We start from the raw sequence: 16150 nt of genomic DNA on the forward strand, positions 1-16150 counted from the left end.
CGGCGCCGGGGGCGAGGATCGATCCGCCCCAGGCGGTGGTCAGGCCGAGCGTTGTCGCATCGGGAAAATTCCAGATGACATGCTCCCCCAGCCCGTTCGTGCCACCCAGGAAATTGTCGTTGAGCGTGATCGCCGCGCCGCTGACGTTGACGATCGCGGTGTCGGCACCATTCAGGTTGAACTGAATCTCCCCGATCCTGTCGAGGTCGCTCGCGGCGATGTTGAACACCGCAATGCCATCCGCATTGGGCGTGGCGTTGAACGTGCCGCGATTGCCACTGATCGTCAGCGCGCTGTTGCTGGTCAGCGCGCCCATCGACTGGGACAGGTCGGTCATGCTGCTCGCCAGCACGGTCTTTTGCAGCGTCAGGTCGGACAGGAAGCTGCCGCTGTTGGCCAGCCCGGACTGTACGGTATTCTGGTTGACATTGGTGTTGGAAATGGTGCCGCCGACCTGCACCGTCTGCGCCGCGCCGTTCAGGTTGAACCCGCTGGTGACGTTGCCGCCGACAATCGCGCCGGAGCCGTTGTTGAGGTTCTTGGTACCGCCGGTGACGTCGCCGACCACGATCAGTCCCGGCTGACCAGTCGGAGACGGCGCGGGCGTGCTGATCTGATAGTTGGACGAATTGCCGCTGAGGTTCCCGCCGACGAAGGTCCGCCCCTCCACCTCCGAACTGGAGGTAAGGTCGCCCAGGACGATAAGGTTCCATTCGCGCAGCGCGTCCGTCCCCACCACTGGGGATGCAAAGGCTGCGGAGGTTGCGGTCGCGGCGATCGCCGCACCGATGAGAAAGCGCTTGTACATAGCCGCCGGAATAGGAGCTTCACCGGCAGGCGCTATACCGGATTACGGTAAATATCGGTTCAGCTGTCACACTACGGGACGCATCGTCACCCGTCGCCGATACGCTCGATATCGGCACCCACCGCCGACAGCTTTTCCTCGAGCCGTTCATAGCCGCGGTCGAGGTGATAGACGCGGCTCACCTGGGTTTCCCCCTCGGCGGCCAGGCCCGCGATGATCAGGCTCATCGATGCGCGCAGATCGGTCGCCATCACCTGCGCGCCGACCAGTCCGGCGACGCCGCGCACCACCGCCGACCGGCCGGTGACGGTGATGTCGGCGCCCATCCGCGCCAGTTCCGGCACGTGCATATAACGGTTCTCGAAGATCGTCTCGGTCAGCACGCTGGCGCCATCCGCCTTGCACAGCATCGCCATGAACTGCGCCTGCATGTCGGTGGCGAAGCCGGGGAACGGCGCGGTCGACAGGGTGATGGGGCGCAGTGGCCCGTCCGCGGACACCTTGATCGACCCCTTGCCCTCCTCGACGCTGACCCCCGCCTCGACCAGCGCGGCGATGGTCGCGCGCATGTCGTTCGCCTCGGCACCGGCCAGCTCGACCGATCCGCCGGTGATCGCCGCGGCGCAGGCATAGCTGCCCGCCTCGATCCGGTCGGGCATGACCGCATAAGTGGCGCCGTGGAGCCGATCGCGCCCCTCGATCTCCAGCGTCTCCGTGCCGATGCCGGAAATGCTGGCACCCATCGCGACCAGGCAGTTGCACAGGTCGACGATCTCGGGCTCGCGCGCCGCGTTCTCGATCACGGTGCCGCCGCGCGCGGTGACCGCCGCCATCAGCGCGTTCTCCGTCGCGCCGACCGACACCACCGGAAAGCTGACTCGCCCGCCCGGCAGCCGCCCGCCCGGCGCGACTGCTTTGACATAGCCCGCCGCCAGCTCGATCTCCGCGCCCATCGCCTCCATCGCCTTCAGGTGCAGGTCGATGGGGCGGTTGCCGATCGCGCAGCCGCCAGGCAGCGACACCGTCGCTTCCCCCGCGCGGCCGATCAGCGGGCCCAGCACCAGGATTGACGCGCGCATCTTGCGGACGATGTCGTAAGGCGCTTCGGTCGAGGTCAGCCGGCCCGCGCGGATCGTCATCACCCGCCCGAAATCCTCGGGCCGCGACCCCTCGATCGCGGTCGACGCGCCAAGCTGGTTGAGCAGATGGCCAAAGCTGTCGACGTCGGCCAGGCGCGGCAGATTGCGCAGCGTCAGCGGCTCGTCGGTGAGCAGCGCGCACGGCATCAGCGTCAATGCCGCGTTCTTGGCGCCCGAGATGAAGATGCGGCCCTGGAGGCGGTTGCCGCCACGGATGAGGATACGGTCCATGCCCGGCTTGTATCGTGCGCGCGCCCTCGCGCAAGCGGGACCAGCGCACCGCGCGCGCCGGCGATCAGATCACGCCTTTTCCAGCGTGCATTGCAGCGGGTGCTGATTCTCGCGGGCGAAGTCCATCACCTGCCCGACCTTGGTCTCGGCGACCTCGTAGCTGAACACGCCGCACACCCCGACGCCCTTCTGGTGGACGTGGAGCATGACCTGCGTCGCCTCCTCCATGGTCATGCGGAAAAAGCGTTGCAGCACCAGCACGACGAACTCCATCGGGGTATAATCGTCGTTGAGCATCAGCACGCGATAGGGTGTCGGCTTCTTGGTGCGCGTGCGGGTGCGGGTGGCGACGCCCAGCGCATCGCCGGAATCGTCATCACCGCCGCCGCCTTCGTTCTCGTCGGCCATCTGGATCTGCTGAATTGAGGTCACCGGATAAAAATATGGCATTCCGGGGCGGCAGGGCAAGGGCTTGACAGCACATGCCGTCGCGACGTCGCCACCGCGCCCCGACGATCCCGCGCCGGGCGCCAAGAGGAAAGGGCGGCCACCATGACAGTGACCGCCCTTCCTGGGGTACGCTTAACTGGCGCGAACGCGCTTAGTTGACCGACTTCACCTTGTCGGCGGCAACCGCGAAGCGGTTCGACAGCGGCTGGGCGGCGTCGCCGGCCAGCTTGATGAACGCCTCGGTGCCCTTCGACGCTTCGGCGACGGCCGAGTCGAACGAGGTGCGGACATAGTCGCTCTGCAGCTTGAAGAAATCGGCCGGCGACTTGACGGTGGCGAGGTTCTTGAGCGTCGCGGTGAAGCCCTCGAACGACTTGCGGCCGTATTCGGCGGCATCCTGGCCCAGGGTCTCGAAGCCCTTGGCGGTGATGCGGCCCGACTCGACGATCGCTTCGACGTTGCCCTTGGCGAAATCGTTGAATTCCTCGACCAGCTTGGTCGACTTCTGCACCGCGGCCTGGGCGCGGTCGTTGATGTCGGCGAAAACCTTCGGCGCTTCGAACTGGGTAGCCATGACGGGGGTATCCTTGCTTGCGGGTTGCGCGGGCTTGGCCGCGGCGGTGGGGGTGGCTTTCGCCGTTTTGATGACCGGGACGACGGTTTCGGCGGCGATGTCCGTAACCGGCGGAACAGGTTGAACCGCAGCGACCGCCGGGGCCGCGACGGGCTTGGGTGCGGGAGCCGTGACCGGCTTGGCCACAGGGGCCGCAACCTGCTTGGCCACAGGGGCCGCGACCGGCTTGGCCGCCGTCGTTGTCGCCGGGGCCGTGCTGTTGAGCGCGCGCGCCTTCGGAGCCTCGGCAGCCGGCGCCTTGACGCCCCTCTTTGGTCCCTTGTTCGCCATCGTCCTCAATCCGCGTTCCGGTTGTTGCTGCGATGCACAAATAGGTCCGCCCGCTCAAAAAGCAAGCAAAATTTGTGCACTGCAACAAAACCGTAAGACGGGAGAGGAAACCCCGGATTTCAGCGGGTTCTGACGTAGTGCCCGGGCGCATCGCCGAGCGGCTTCAGCTTGCCCTTGCCCGGTATTCTGGCCGCTTTCGCGGGCAGCTCGTCGCTGTCGAGCGCGCGCACCCACGCGATCCAGTCCGGCCACCAGCTCCCCTTGGTCTCGGTCGCGCCGGCGATGAATTCCTCGATCGTCGCGACAGGTTCGGCGTTGGTCCAATATTGATATTTGCCGGCGGCGGGCGGGTTGACCACCCCGGCGATATGGCCCGATCCCGCCAGCACGAAGCGCAGCGGCCCGGCGAAATGGTGCGTGATCTTCCAGACGCTGTGCATCGGCGCGATATGATCCTCGCGCCCCGCCTGGACATAGGTCGGCACCATCACCTTGCGCAGGTCGATCGGCGTGCCGTTGATCGCCAGCGATTCGGGCACGACCAACCGGTTGTCGCGGTACAGGTCGGTCAGGTAATTCTGGTGCCACAGCGCCGGCAAATTGGTGACGTCGCCGTTCCAGTGGAGCAGGTCGAACGGCAGGTAATCCTGCCCCATCAGGTAATTGCTGGTGACGTAGTTCCAGATCAGGTCGCGCCCGCGCAGCAGGTTGAACGTCGCCGCCATATAGCGCCCGTCGAGATAGCCGTCGGTCGCCAGGCTCTTGATCAGTGCCATCTGGTCATCGTCGACGAACAGATTGAGGTCGCCGGCCTCGCTGAAATCGACCTGCGCGGTGAAGAAGGTCGCGCTGGCGACCTTGTCCGCCTGCCCGCGCGCGGCCAGCACCGCCAGCGTCGCCGCCAGCGTGGTGCCCGCGACGCAATAGCCGACGGTGTGGACGCTCTCGACCCCCAGCAGCGCGCGCACCGTATCGATCGCGTCGATCTGCCCGTCGTCGACATAATTGTCCCAGGTCACCCCGGCCATGCCCGCGTCGGCCGATTTCCACGACACCATGAACACCGTCAGGCCCTGCGCCACCGCCCACGCTATGAAGCTCTTCTCGGGCGCGAGGTCGAGGATGTAGAAGCGGTTGATCCACGGCGGAAAGATCACCAGCGGCGTCTTGAGCACGTTCGCGGTGGTCGGCGAATACTGGATCAGCTCATACAGCGGGGTGCGTTTCACCACCTTGCCGGGCGTCGTCGCCAGATTGCGCCCGACCTCGAACGCGGTCGGATCGGTATGGGTCACCTGCCCCTTGCCCAGATCGGCCAGCATGTTGTGCAGGCCCCGGAGCAGGCTTTCACCGCGCGTCTCGATGATCTTGTTGAGCACGTCGGGATTGGTCGCGGGGAAATTGCTCGGGCTCATCGCGTCGATGAAGCCGCGCGTGGCGAAACGGATCTGCTCCTTTTGCCGGGCGTCGACCCCGTCGAGCGCATCGACCCCCTTCACCAGATGCTCGGCGATGGTGAAATAGCTCTGGCGCAGGAAGTCGAACACCGGCTCCTCGCGCCATTCCTTCGCCTTGAACCGCTTGTCGCGGGCCTGTTCCGGGGTCTCCTCGAACGCGCCCGCGTGGGCGGGGTCGAGGAAACGTTGCCACAGCCGGATCGAATCCGCCCAGAAATCGGCGGAGGCGCGCAGCATCGGCGTGGGGTCGAACAGCGACGGCACCACCGGCGCCTGCTCGGCCGCGGCCATCCCCGCCTCCAGCATCATCTGCTGCGCGCGGCCCAGCACCCATGTCCAATGCTGCATGTCCTCCAGGCTGGGAGGCGGGGAAGGCGCGTGCGAATCGGTCATCGGTACGGGCTCCGGCTTCGGATGCGGGCGGCGATCAGCCGCCGGTCGTGGTTTCCATGCGCTTGACGCGCCAGCTGGTGATATCGTCGGCGGTGACGCAGGCCCAGGTCGAGGTGAAGCGGCCGCTCTGCTTGAACGCCTTGCCCTTGTCGTCCTTGCCCGCCTGGGCAAAACGCCCGTCGACCTGCCAGCCGCCGTCGGCCTTGACGGTGGTGGCGATGGTCATCGTCGCGTCGTCGATCTGCCAGCCGGCGAATTTGTCGAGATAGGCCATCACCTTCTCCGACCCGACGATATCCGCCTTGTCCGGCCCTACCAGCACGCCATCGGTGCCGTACATCGTCGCCATGCTGGCGGTGTCCTGGACCAGTTGTGCGTTGGCGTAGCGATCGATCGCATGGGCGAGCGTTTCGCGCCGGCATTGCGGCGCATCGGCGGGGAGCGCGACCATCGACGCCCCCAACAGCAGGATCTCCAGCATATTACCCCTCCGTTCCGCAGTGTTCGTCCGCCGCGGATGGCGCTATGATAGCGCATCGTCGCGCGCGAAGCGACGGCAAGCATGAGGGATTTCGCGTGTCCGAAGAGTTCTACCGCATCCGCCGCCTGCCCCCCTATGTCATCGCCGAAGTCAACGCGATGCGGGCGGCCGCGCGCGCGGGCGGAGAGGACATCGTCGACCTCGGCATGGGCAACCCCGACCTGCCGCCGCCCGAGCACGTCATCGAAAAGCTGTGCGAGGTCGCGCGCAAGCCCGACGCCCACGGCTATTCGCAGTCGAAGGGGATTCCGGGGCTGCGCCGCGCCCAGGCCAATTACTATGGCCGCCGCTTCGGCGTCGATCTCGATCCCGAGAGCGAGGTGGTGGTGACGATGGGGTCGAAGGAGGGGCTGGCCAGCCTCGCCACGGCGATCACCGCGCCGGGCGACGTCGTGCTGGCGCCCAACCCCAGCTATCCGATCCACACCTTCGGCTTCATCATCGCGGGCGCGACGATCCGCGCGGTGCCGACCACCCCCGACGATGCCTATTTCGACAGCCTAGAGCGCGCGATGTACTTCACCGTGCCGCGCCCGAGCGTGCTGGTGGTCAACTATCCGTCGAACCCGACCGCCGAAACCGTCGACCTCGCCTTTTACGAGCGGCTGGTCGCCTGGGCGCGCGAGAACAAGGTGTGGGTGCTGAGCGACCTCGCCTATTCCGAACTCTATTTCGACGGCAAGCCAACCCCGTCGATCCTGCAGGTCAAGGGCGCGAAGGACGTCGCGGTCGAGTTCACCTCGCTCAGCAAGACCTATTCGATGGCCGGGTGGCGGATGGGCTTCGCGGTCGGCAACAAGACGCTGATCGCGGCGATGTCGCGGGTCAAGTCGTACCTCGACTACGGCGCCTTCACCCCGATCCAGGCGGCAGCGTGCGCCGCGCTCAACGGGCCGCAGGACATCGTCGAGCGCAACCGCCAGCTTTATCACAAGCGCCGCGACGTGCTGGTCGAGAGCTTCGCGCGCGCCGGCTGGGATATCCCCAGCCCGCCCGCGTCGATGTTCGCCTGGGCACCGCTGCCCCCCGCACTCAAGCATCTCGGCAGCCTCGAATTCTCCAAGCAGTTGCTGACCGAGGCCAAGGTCGCGGTGGCGCCGGGCGTCGGCTATGGCGAGAATGGCGAGGGCTATGTCCGCATCGCGATGGTCGAGAACGAACAGCGCCTGCGCCAGGCTGCGCGCAACGTGAAGCGGTACCTCCAGTCGATGGGCGTCAACACCCCCGATCAGGCGGCGGGCTGAGGATTCCCCTCCTGTCGGAAGCGGGAGGCAGCAGCGAAGCCCCGCAAGGGCGCGGGCGATTGCCCCCGGTCCGGTGATGGTCCAAAGCCGCGCCATGTCCCGCCCCGGCTTCGCCTTCTCCACCCGCTTCCGCGTCCGCTATGCCGAGATCGACGGCCAGAAAGTCGTCTTCAACTCGCGCTACCTGGAATATGCCGACGTCGCGGTGACCGAATATTGGGAGTGGACCGGGATCGCCGAGGCACTGGGCCGCGAATGGACCGACGCCGAATTCCACGTCCGCCGCGCCGAGGTCGATTACCTCAAGCCCTTCGTGTGGGGCGACGAGGTCGAGGCGTCGGTCCGCATCGAGAAGATCGGCCGCACCAGCCTGACCCAGCGGCTGGAAATGGCCAACGCGGCAACCGGCGATCTACATGCGGTGGTGACGATGGTGGTGGTCAACGTCCATCTGCCGACATCCGCGCCGACGCCGCTGTCGGACGCGATCCGCGCCTATCTGGCCGCGCTGCCCGAGGGCGGCTGACGGTGCGGCTATTCCGCCGCCTTCAGTCGCGGATCGCCGCTCGCCACATCTTCGGGTAGCGACCACAGCAGATCGGTCTTGGCCAGTTCGCGGCCGTCGTGTGCCAGCACCCGCACCTCGCGCACCGGGCGATGATCGCGCGCGTCGACCAGGATCGGCAGCGCCGGCACCCCGGTCTCCCACCGTTCGCCCCATTGGCGCAGCGCGACCATCGTCGGCAGCAGCGCCATGCCCTTTTCGGTCAGCCGATACTCGATCTTGCGGCGATCGTCGGGCAGCGCGCGTCGTTCGAGGATGCCGTGGCTGACCAGCCGCGCCAGCCGGTTGGCGAGGATGTTGCGCGCGATGCCGAGTTCGGACTGGAACTCCTCGAAGTGATGAAGGCCGTTGAATGCCGCCCGCAGCAGCAGGAACGACCAGCGCTCACCCATCGCCTCAAGCGCGGCGGGCAGACTGCACGTCAAATCCCGAAGCGGCTCCCTGAGCCCGTTCATTCCCATGGCGTCGCACCCTAACGGAAAAGTCTTTGAATTGAAACTGATTGTGCTATTGCATCGCAGCAAACGTTTTCACTTGCAACTCATCTCCGACTCGGATAGGTAGCAAACAGCAACCTAATTCCCCGGGAGGCTTGTGATGATCCGTATCGTTTCCACCGCCGCGGCCGCCGCCGCTTCGCTGATGCTGTTCGCCGCGGTGCCTGCCACCGCGCAGGGCAACGCCTATTACAGCGCCACCGCCGCCTCCGGCCAGCTCAAGAAGGCCAGCCTGGTCACGCGCAACACTATCTGGAAGTGCAGCGACACCGTCTGCACCGCCGGCAAGGCGCCGGACCGCGACACCACGGTGTGCGCGATGGTCGCGCAGCGCATCGGCCAGCTTTCGGCATTCACCGCCAACGGCACCGCCTTCACCGGCGAAGCGCTCGAAAAGTGCAACGGCAGCGCCAAATAGTTTGAATATTATTGCAAAGCAGCAGCGCGCCGCCCCATCTAGGCGGCGTGCTGCGGCAATATGAACTGGTCGATCGAGTCCTCGGCTACGATCCGGAAGCCGACGAGGCGCTGCTGAACCGCGCCTATGTCTTTTCGATGAAGGCGCACGGCAGCCAGTTGCGCGCGTCGGGCGATCCCTATTTCAGCCACCCGATCGAGGTGGCCGGCATCCTGACCGACCTTCACCTCGATGCCGAGACGATCGCCACCGCGATCCTGCACGACACGATCGAGGACACCGTCGCCACCCCGGAGGAGATCGAGCGGCTGTTTGGCGGCAACGTCGCGCGGATGGTCGACGGCGTCACCAAGCTGAGCAAGATCGAGGCGCAGACCGAAAGCGAGCGCGCCGCCGAGAATCTGCGCAAGTTCCTGTTGGCGATGTCCGACGACATCCGCGTGCTGCTGGTCAAGCTGGCCGACCGGCTGCACAACATGCGCACGCTCCACCACATCAAGTCGGAGGACAAGCGCCGGCGGATCGCGCGCGAGACGCTCGACATCTACGCCCCGCTCGCCGAGCGGATCGGCATGTACGAATTCATGAAGGAGATGCAGACGCTCGCCTTCCGGCAGCTCGAGCCCGAGGCCTATGAATCGATCACCAAGCGGCTGGGCGCGCTGAAGGAAGGCGGCGACGATCGCATCGCCAAGATCGCCGGGGCGGTGAAGACCAGCCTGTCGCGCGCGGGGATCGAGGCCGATGTGTCGGGCCGCGAGAAGCACCCCTATTCGATCTGGCGCAAGATGGCCGAGCGCCACGTCAACCTGGAGCAATTGTCCGACCTGATGGCGTTCCGCGCGATCGTCGAGACCGAGGAGGAATGCTATCGCGCGCTGGGGGTGATCCATCGCAAGTGGCCGATGGTGCCGGCGCGGTTCAAGGATTATATCTCGACGCCGAAGCGCAACGGCTATCGCTCGCTGCACACGTCGGTGTTCTACGGCGACAATACCCGCATCGAGATCCAGATCCGCACCCATGCGATGCACGCGCAGGCCGAGTTCGGCATCGCCGCGCACTGGGCGTACAAGCAGGACGTCGTCCGCCCCGACACCCAGGTGCCGTGGATCAGCGACCTGCTCGAGATCCTCGAGACCGCCGCCAGCCCGGAGGAGCTGCTCGAGCATACCCGGATGGCGATGTACGCCGACCGGATCTTCGCCTTCACCCCGCGCGGCGAACTGATCCAGCTGCCGAAGGGCGCGACGCCGATCGACTTCGCCTATGCCGTGCACACCGATCTGGGCGACCAGGCGGTCGGCGCGAAGATCAACGGGCGGGTGGTGCCACTGCGCACGGTGATGGCCAACGGCGATTCGGTGCAGATCCTGCGCTCCAAGGGGCAGGAGCCGCAGCCCAACTGGCTCAACTTCGCGATCACCGGAAAGGCGCGCGCGGCGATCCGCCGCCACCAACGGCACAAGGAGCGCGGCGAGATCCAGACGCTGGGGCGCAAGCTCTACGACGACATCGTCACCCGCCTGCCAGCCCCGGTCAACGAGGACGCGGTCGACGACGCGGTCAAGCGGCTCAAGCTGGCCGACGAGGACGCGCTGATCGAGGGCATCGCGCTGGGCAAGATCACCGATGCCCAGGTGATGGAGGCACTGATGCCCGGCTCCGCCGGCGACGAGCATGTCGCCCCGCCGCAGCGCCACGCCATCTCGATCCGCGGGCTGACGCCGGGGGTCGCGTATCAGCTCGCCGAATGCTGCCGCCCGGTGCCCGGAGACCGCATCGTCGGCATCCGCCGGCCGGGCGAGGGCATCACCGTCCACAACATCGCCTGCCCGGAGCTGGAGGCCAACGCCGACGGCGACTGGATCGACCTGGCCTGGGGCGACAAGGCGGAGGGCGGCGTCGCGCGCATCGCGGTGTCGCTGAAGAACGAACCCGGCGCGCTGGGGGCGATCGCGACGGTGATCGGCGCGCACAAGGCCAACATCCTGGGGCTGCGGCTCGACAACCGCGACACCACCTATCACACCAACACCATCGACCTGGAGGTGCGCAACGCCGCGCACCTGACCAGGCTGCTCGCCGCATTGCGCGCCACCGACGCGGTCAGCGGGGCGGAACGGCTGTAGTCGGGAACCTGCTCCCGCCCCGTCCAGCCATTCGTTTCGCCGAAAGGTCAGGTTGAACCGGGCGAATTTTTTCTCCCTCTCATTTCCCATTTAAGCAATGGGATATACGAGGCACCTCGCTGGAGATGCCCCATGTCGCTCAGGCTGCTCGATACCGTTCCCGATTTCACGCAGGATTCGACGATCGGTCCGCTCCGCTTCTACGATTGGGCGGGCGACGACTGGGTGCTGCTGTTCTCGCACCCCAGGGCTTTCACCCCGGTCTGCACCACCGAACTGGGCGCGGTCGCGCGGCTCAAGCCCGAGTTCGACCGGCGCGGGGTCAAGGTGCTCGGGCTGTCGGTCGATCCGGTCGACAGTCATCGACGCTGGGCCGAGGACATCGCCGAGACGCAGGGCACCACGCTCAATTTCCCGCTGATCGCCGATCATGACCGGCGCGTCGCCGATCTGCTCGGGCTGATCCACCCCAATGCGTCGGACACCGCCACCGTACGCACCGTGTTCGTGATCGATCCGGCCCGGCGCGTGCGGCTGACGCTGACCTACCCCGCGTCGACCGGGCGCAACTTCGCCGAGATCCTGCGCGCGATCGACAGCATCCTGCTGACCGAGACGCACAAGGTGGCGACCCCGGCCGACTGGCGCGACGGCGACGACGTCATCATCCTGCCGTCGGTCAGCGACGAGGGCGCGACAGCGCTGTTCCCCGACGGCTGGACCGCGCACAAACCCTATCTGCGCACCGTCAAGCAGCCGGCGAAAGGCGGGTAACGCACATGTCGGCGATCTTCACCGCCGTGGAGGCGTTGTACGCTGCCCGGCTGGCCGCCCGCGACGCGCGGCCGAACCTGCTCAATGGGCGCCGATTCCCGTCGCGGCACGCGCTGGCGGCGGTGATCGACGACCTGTCCGCCGCGATCTATCCGCGCCGGCTGGGCGGATACCGGCCCAACGGCAACGCCGATGGCAGCGGCGATGCGGAGGGCGAGAACGACTTCGTCGCCGCACGGTTGGAGCGCGCGCTGATCGCGCTCACCGCCGAGGTGGAAAGCGAGCTCGACTATTGGCAGGGGGAGGCGGACGCGGCATTCGAGCCGGGCCACGCCCGCACCATCGTCGATCTGTTCGCCACGACGCTGGGCGACATCCGCCGCCTGATCGACAGCGATGTCGAGGCCGCTTTTCTGGGCGATCCCGCCGCGCGCAGCGTCGACGAGATCCTGATCTGTTATCCCGGCGCGGTCGCCAGCCTGCATCACCGCATCGCGCATCAGCTCCACACGCTGGGCGCGGCGATCGTCGCGCGGATCATTTCCGAACTGGCCAATGAGCGGACCGGGATCGACATCCACCCCGGCGCGACGATCGGCGCCAGCTTCTTCATCGACCACGGCACCGGCGTGGTGATCGGGGAGACCGCGATCATCGGCGAACGGGTGCGGCTCTACCAGCATGTCACGCTGGGCGCGCGCAGCCCGCTCGGCGCCGCGCAGCTCACCGTGCGCGATCGCCACGCCCGCCATCCGATCGTCGAGGACGACGTCGTCATCTATGCCGGCGCCACCATCCTCGGGCGGGTCGTCATCGGGCGCGGATCGACGATCGGCGGCAACGTCTGGCTGCTGTCGGACGTGCCGGCGAAATCGGTGGTGGTGCAGCCCGAGGCGCTGACCCTCGATCCCCGCGCCGGGCTATCGCTGCGCGAGACGCTGCTGCGGGCGGCGTCATGACCGCGCGCCGCCCGGCGATCGGCGTGCTGTGCTGCAACGAGCGGATCGACCGCCCCGTCCAGGTTGTGGCGACCCGCTTCATCGACCCGCTCTCGCGCATCGCCGGGGCGACGGTGCTGCTGGTGCCCGCGATCACCGATTCGAGCGATCTGCCGGCGGTGGCCGAGCGGCTCGACGGGCTGTTGCTGACGGGATCGCGCTCGCACGTCGCACCGCACCGCTATGGCGCGGAAGCCGTAGGTGACGACACCCGGCTCGACGAAGCGCGCGACGAGGTCGCGCTGCGCCTGGCCGGCCACATGATCGAGCGCGGCCAGCCGGTGTTCGGCATCTGTCGCGGCTTTCAGCAGATCAACGTGCTGTTCGGCGGCAGCCTGTCGAGCGAGGTCTGTCGCGGGCGGCACCATCGCGGCGCCGATGCCGGCTTCGACGACCAGTTCGCCCATTGTCACGCGATCGACCTGGTCGATCACGGCGTGCTCGCCACCGCGACCGGGCAACGCCGCGCGATCGTCAATTCGGTCCACGAACAAGGGGTCGACCGTCTCGGCGACGGGCTGCGCGTCGAGGCGGTGGCGGCCGACGACGGGCTGATCGAGGCGATCTCCGCGCGGCCGTGCGGCGGCGATGTGCTGGCGGTGCAGTGGCACCCCGAATGGGACGGCGCGAGCGGCGGCGCCAATCGCGCCTTTTTCGACCTGATCGGCCGCTCGCTGCACGCGACCGGAACCCACCTGGGCAGGATGTGACGACCCAAACCACCCTACCGCGCCGCGCCGAGTGGCTGTCCACCTTTGGCGTTCAGGTGTTGCTGGGCATGGCGATCGGGCTGGCGCCGGGCTTAGGCCCCTATTTGCCGAGCCTCTTGTCGAAGAAGCGCACGACCGCGTCGTAGACCTCGCGGGACTCGGGCAGGTCGGGGTCCATGTGAAAGGCGTGCGGCAGCCCCTCCCATACGTGCAGTTCGGCCGGGACGCCCAGCGCGACCAGGCGTGAGTGGGTGTAGACCGTCGAACTCAGCGCGAAGTCGCGCGTCGCGGTGACCAGCAGGGTCGGCGGGAACTTCGCCAGCACCTCCGCCGAGCGCGCGGGGAAGACCAGCGGATCATTCGGGTCGACGTGCGCCAGATACGGATTGACCGCATAAGTGTGCTGCGAGGTGTCGTAGACCATCCGCGATGAATCCCCCTCGGTCCAATAGGCGCCGCCCTCGCACAGCATCCCGATCGCGCCGGGAAGGGGCAGCTTCTCCTTCAGGAACCAGGCGATACTCTGCGCCGTCAGCAGCCCGCCCGCCGAACAGCCGTAGATGCCGATGTTGCGCGGGTCATAGCTCTTGATCAGCTGGCGATAGACGGCGGCGACATCCTCGCTCGCCGCCGGAAAGGCGAAATCGGGGCCCTGGCGATAATCGATGCTGATCACCTTGATCCGGCCGGTCGCGGCGATCGGCATCGACTCGATCCGGCTCAGCGTCCGCGCGCCGCCGGCAAAGGCGCCGCCATGGACGTTGATCAGCACGCGCTTGCGATTGACCGGCGCCACCCCGCCGCGCGGTTCCACCACCTCGGTCCGCACGCCGCCGATGGTCTGGTCGGTGATCGATACGTCGAACAATGCCTGAAGCCGGTGGTAGGCCGGCGACACGTAAAAGGCCTGCGCCTCGCATTCGCGGATCGCGGACACCTGATCGTTCGACGCCCCCGCCATCGACGGGCAGGATCGCGGCGCCACCTGCGGCTGTGGTTGCGGGCCCGGCGCGCGCTGACGGCGCAGCTGTTCGCGCGTCGCCGGGCCGAGCAGCGTCGATTCGGGGATGGCGATGGCGGGGACATGGACGGTGCCGTCGCGATCGACCGTCTGCCCGCCCCCCGCCACCGGCACTGCCGCCAGCACCGCGCCAACACCCCATAGCATCCCACGCGCCCAGACTGTCCCCACGACCATCCCCCCTCGCTATAGTTCCATTGACAAAACACTATATCACATGCGAGACGAAGCCCAGCGCGATTTTTTGGTCGTGCGCCCGGACGCCGTGCTTGCGCGGCGCGGCCGGATGCTCCCTGATCCACCCCTCACATTGCCCTTGCAGGAGAGACCGCATGAAATTGTGCCGCCATGGCGAACCCGGATCGGAACGGCCCGGCATCGTCGATCATGACGGAGCGATCCGCGACCTGTCGTCGATCGTCGGCGATATCGACGCGGCGGCGCTGGCGCCCGATCGGCTGCGCGCGATCGCGGCGGTCGACCTGACGCAGCTTCCCGTCGTCGCGGCCGGCACGCGCCTCGGCACCCCGGTGGCCGGCACCCGCCAGTTCATCGCCGTCGGCCTTAACTACAGCGACCACGCGCACGAAGCCGGGATGCCGATCCCCGCCGAGCCGATCCTGTTCACCAAGGGGGTGAGCTGCATCCACGGCCCGAACGACCCGGTCGTGATCCCGCGCGGCTCGGTCAAGACCGACTGGGAGGTCGAGCTGGGCGTGGTGATCGGATCGACCGCCTCCTATGTCGCTGAAGCGGACGCGCTGGCGCACGTCGCCGGCTATTGCGTGATCAACGATCTGTCGGAGCGCGAATATCAGCTCGAACGCGGCGGCACGTGGGACAAGGGCAAGGGCTGCCCGACGTTCGGTCCGATCGGCCCATGGCTGGTGACGGCGGACGAGGTCGGCGATCCGCAGGCACTCGATATGTGGCTAGACGTCAATGGCGTCCGCGCGCAGACCGGCAGCACCGCGACGATGATCTTCGACGTCGCCTTCCTCGTCTCCTACATCTCGCGCTTCATGACGCTGCTGCCGGGCGACATCATCACCACCGGCACCCCGCCGGGCGTCGGCATGGGCGAGAAGCCGCCGCGCTTCCTGAAGGCCGGCGACGTGGTGACGCTGGGGATCGACCGGCTGGGCGCGCAACGGCAGGACGTGACCGGCGGGTGATGCCCGCGCGGCGACCGCCCTTGCCCGCGCCCTATGGCATCCGGGACGAGATGGCGGTCGCCACCCGCGTCAGCATGTCGGTCGCCTCGCGCTGCGACACCGGTACGCCCACGCGCTTCATATAGGGAATGGCGAGCGAGGCGACCGCCGCGCCGTTGCTCATCACCGGCACCGACACGTCGGTGATCCCCGCCACCACCGAACTCTTGATCGCCGCGTAACCCTGCCTGGCGATGTCGTCGAGCTTTTGCTCCAGTTCGGCGCGGCCGCTGGCAGACAGGCCGGCGCCATAATCCTCGATCCAGCGACGCCGCACCGCCTCAAGCTGGAACGCGGCCAGCACCATGCCCGACGTCCCCTCCAGGATCGGCCGGCGATGGCCGATCCGCACCACCAGCCCCAGGTCGGCGGGCGGATCGATCCGCGCGATCACCACCATGAACTGTTCGGACGGCACCACCAGATGGCAGGATTGCTGGGTATCGTCGGCCAGCTCGTGCATCATCGGCAGCGCGATATCGAGCAGCCCCTTGAGCGGCGGGCGCTCCATGCCGAGCAGGAACAGGCGGTTGGTCAGCGTGTAGAGGTCGTTGCCCTGCGCGCGTTCGATATAGTGCCGCCGTTCGAGCACATGGAGCATCCGGAAGATCTCGTTCTTCGACCGGCCCACCGCCTGCGAGATGTCGGACAGCC

17 protein-coding genes are annotated in these 16150 nt (G+C 67.2%); 8 read left to right on the forward strand and 9 right to left on the reverse strand.

The genetic code is table 11. The features are described from left to right. The 6 genes from VNR91_RS09780 to VNR91_RS09805 form a co-directional block, all read right to left on the reverse strand. Nucleotides 1-808 (reverse strand): choice-of-anchor A family protein (locus VNR91_RS09780; protein ID WP_325490576.1); only part of this gene is annotated, 808 nt, incomplete at its 3' end. Nucleotides 809-894: 86 nt separating this feature from the next. Further along, nucleotides 895-2178, reverse strand: coding sequence for a UDP-N-acetylglucosamine 1-carboxyvinyltransferase (murA, locus tag VNR91_RS09785; protein WP_325490577.1), 1284 nt, complete (start codon nucleotides 2176-2178; stop codon nucleotides 895-897). 69 nt (nucleotides 2179-2247) lie between these two features. Further along, a complete protein-coding gene (gene clpS / locus VNR91_RS09790; RefSeq protein ID WP_325490592.1) occupies nucleotides 2248-2586 on the reverse strand; it encodes an ATP-dependent Clp protease adapter ClpS in 339 nt (112 codons plus the stop codon). Nucleotides 2587-2779: 193 nt separating this feature from the next. Then, nucleotides 2780-3532: a phasin family protein gene (locus VNR91_RS09795; RefSeq protein WP_325490578.1), complete on the reverse strand. Its 753-nt coding sequence runs from the start codon at nucleotides 3530-3532 to the stop codon at nucleotides 2780-2782. Nucleotides 3533-3651: 119 nt separating this feature from the next. After that, on the reverse strand, nucleotides 3652-5382 hold the full coding sequence (gene phaC / locus VNR91_RS09800; RefSeq protein ID WP_325490579.1) for a class I poly(R)-hydroxyalkanoic acid synthase: 1731 nt from the start codon (nucleotides 5380-5382) through the stop codon (nucleotides 3652-3654). A gap of 34 nt (nucleotides 5383-5416) precedes the next feature. Further along, nucleotides 5417-5863 (reverse strand): DUF4440 domain-containing protein, encoded by a 447-nt coding sequence (locus tag VNR91_RS09805; protein ID WP_325490580.1) that lies wholly within the window; start codon nucleotides 5861-5863, stop codon nucleotides 5417-5419. Between the two features lie 95 nt (nucleotides 5864-5958). Here VNR91_RS09805 and VNR91_RS09810 point away from each other — a divergent pair, with 95 nt between their 5' ends. Beyond that, nucleotides 5959-7167 (forward strand): LL-diaminopimelate aminotransferase, encoded by a 1209-nt coding sequence (locus VNR91_RS09810; RefSeq protein WP_325490581.1) that lies wholly within the window; start codon nucleotides 5959-5961, stop codon nucleotides 7165-7167. A gap of 94 nt (nucleotides 7168-7261) precedes the next feature. Continuing rightward, nucleotides 7262-7693, forward strand: coding sequence for a thioesterase family protein (locus tag VNR91_RS09815; RefSeq protein ID WP_325490582.1), 432 nt, complete (start codon nucleotides 7262-7264; stop codon nucleotides 7691-7693). 8 nt (nucleotides 7694-7701) lie between these two features. On the opposite strand, the gene VNR91_RS09820 is transcribed toward VNR91_RS09815, so the two are convergent. After that, the gene (locus VNR91_RS09820; RefSeq protein ID WP_325490583.1) at nucleotides 7702-8187 is read right to left on the reverse strand and encodes a helix-turn-helix domain-containing protein; all 486 of its coding nucleotides are present in this window, start codon (nucleotides 8185-8187) and stop codon (nucleotides 7702-7704) included. A 142-nt stretch (nucleotides 8188-8329) separates the two neighbouring features. On the opposite strand from VNR91_RS09820, the gene VNR91_RS09825 reads away from it, so the two are divergent. From VNR91_RS09825 to VNR91_RS09845, 5 genes are all read left to right on the forward strand, one after another. Next, nucleotides 8330-8647, forward strand: coding sequence for a CC_3452 family protein (locus VNR91_RS09825; RefSeq protein ID WP_325490584.1), 318 nt, complete (start codon nucleotides 8330-8332; stop codon nucleotides 8645-8647). Between the two features lie 47 nt (nucleotides 8648-8694). Then, the gene (locus VNR91_RS09830) at nucleotides 8695-10779 is read left to right on the forward strand and encodes a bifunctional (p)ppGpp synthetase/guanosine-3',5'-bis(diphosphate) 3'-pyrophosphohydrolase (RefSeq protein WP_325490585.1); all 2085 of its coding nucleotides are present in this window, start codon (nucleotides 8695-8697) and stop codon (nucleotides 10777-10779) included. 132 nt (nucleotides 10780-10911) lie between these two features. Further along, entirely contained in the window at nucleotides 10912-11553 is a 642-nt protein-coding gene (locus VNR91_RS09835; protein WP_325490586.1) for a peroxiredoxin, read from the forward strand. A 5-nt stretch (nucleotides 11554-11558) separates the two neighbouring features. Continuing rightward, nucleotides 11559-12512, forward strand: a complete 954-nt coding sequence (gene epsC, locus VNR91_RS09840) for a serine O-acetyltransferase EpsC (protein ID WP_325490587.1) — start codon at nucleotides 11559-11561, stop codon at nucleotides 12510-12512. After that, nucleotides 12509-13261 carry a gamma-glutamyl-gamma-aminobutyrate hydrolase family protein gene (locus VNR91_RS09845; protein ID WP_325490588.1) on the forward strand — a complete coding sequence of 251 codons (753 nt, stop codon included), beginning with the start codon at nucleotides 12509-12511 and terminating at the stop codon, nucleotides 13259-13261. The genes epsC and VNR91_RS09845 overlap by 4 nt, the downstream gene beginning before the upstream one ends. 100 nt (nucleotides 13262-13361) lie before the next feature. Here VNR91_RS09845 and VNR91_RS09850 read toward each other — a convergent pair whose 3' ends face one another. Further along, nucleotides 13362-14429: an alpha/beta hydrolase gene (locus VNR91_RS09850; RefSeq protein ID WP_325490589.1), complete on the reverse strand. Its 1068-nt coding sequence runs from the start codon at nucleotides 14427-14429 to the stop codon at nucleotides 13362-13364. 185 nt (nucleotides 14430-14614) lie between these two features. Here VNR91_RS09850 and VNR91_RS09855 point away from each other — a divergent pair, with 185 nt between their 5' ends. Then, a complete protein-coding gene (locus tag VNR91_RS09855; RefSeq protein WP_325490590.1) occupies nucleotides 14615-15457 on the forward strand; it encodes a fumarylacetoacetate hydrolase family protein in 843 nt (280 codons plus the stop codon). A gap of 31 nt (nucleotides 15458-15488) precedes the next feature. Here VNR91_RS09855 and VNR91_RS09860 read toward each other — a convergent pair. Continuing rightward, nucleotides 15489-16150: IclR family transcriptional regulator (locus VNR91_RS09860; protein WP_325490591.1), on the reverse strand; the 662-nt coding region annotated here is incomplete at its 5' end.

This window comes from Sphingomonas sp. (assembly GCF_035555815.1).
GTDB lineage: Bacteria > Pseudomonadota > Alphaproteobacteria > Sphingomonadales > Sphingomonadaceae > Sphingomonas.

Excerpts from the sequence above, each read along its gene's own strand:
- VNR91_RS09820 (WP_325490583.1), bottom strand. The coding sequence starts at position 8,187 with ATGAACGGGCTCAGGGAGCCGCTTCGGGATTTGACGTGCAGTCTGCCC.
- phaC (WP_325490579.1), bottom strand. The coding sequence starts at position 5,382 with ATGACCGATTCGCACGCGCCTTCCCCGCCTCCCAGCCTGGAGGACATG.
- VNR91_RS09850 (WP_325490589.1), bottom strand. The coding sequence starts at position 14,429 with ATGCTATGGGGTGTTGGCGCGGTGCTGGCGGCAGTGCCGGTGGCGGGG.
- VNR91_RS09815 (WP_325490582.1), top strand. The coding sequence starts at position 7,262 with ATGTCCCGCCCCGGCTTCGCCTTCTCCACCCGCTTCCGCGTCCGCTAT.
- VNR91_RS09855 (WP_325490590.1), top strand. The coding sequence starts at position 14,615 with ATGAAATTGTGCCGCCATGGCGAACCCGGATCGGAACGGCCCGGCATC.
- VNR91_RS09835 (WP_325490586.1), top strand. The coding sequence starts at position 10,912 with ATGTCGCTCAGGCTGCTCGATACCGTTCCCGATTTCACGCAGGATTCG.
- clpS (WP_325490592.1), bottom strand. The coding sequence starts at position 2,586 with ATGGCCGACGAGAACGAAGGCGGCGGCGGTGATGACGATTCCGGCGAT.
- murA (WP_325490577.1), bottom strand. The coding sequence starts at position 2,178 with ATGGACCGTATCCTCATCCGTGGCGGCAACCGCCTCCAGGGCCGCATC.
- VNR91_RS09795 (WP_325490578.1), bottom strand. The coding sequence starts at position 3,532 with ATGGCGAACAAGGGACCAAAGAGGGGCGTCAAGGCGCCGGCTGCCGAG.
- epsC (WP_325490587.1), top strand. The coding sequence starts at position 11,559 with ATGTCGGCGATCTTCACCGCCGTGGAGGCGTTGTACGCTGCCCGGCTG.
- VNR91_RS09805 (WP_325490580.1), bottom strand. The coding sequence starts at position 5,863 with ATGCTGGAGATCCTGCTGTTGGGGGCGTCGATGGTCGCGCTCCCCGCC.
- VNR91_RS09845 (WP_325490588.1), top strand. The coding sequence starts at position 12,509 with ATGACCGCGCGCCGCCCGGCGATCGGCGTGCTGTGCTGCAACGAGCGG.
- VNR91_RS09825 (WP_325490584.1), top strand. The coding sequence starts at position 8,330 with ATGATCCGTATCGTTTCCACCGCCGCGGCCGCCGCCGCTTCGCTGATG.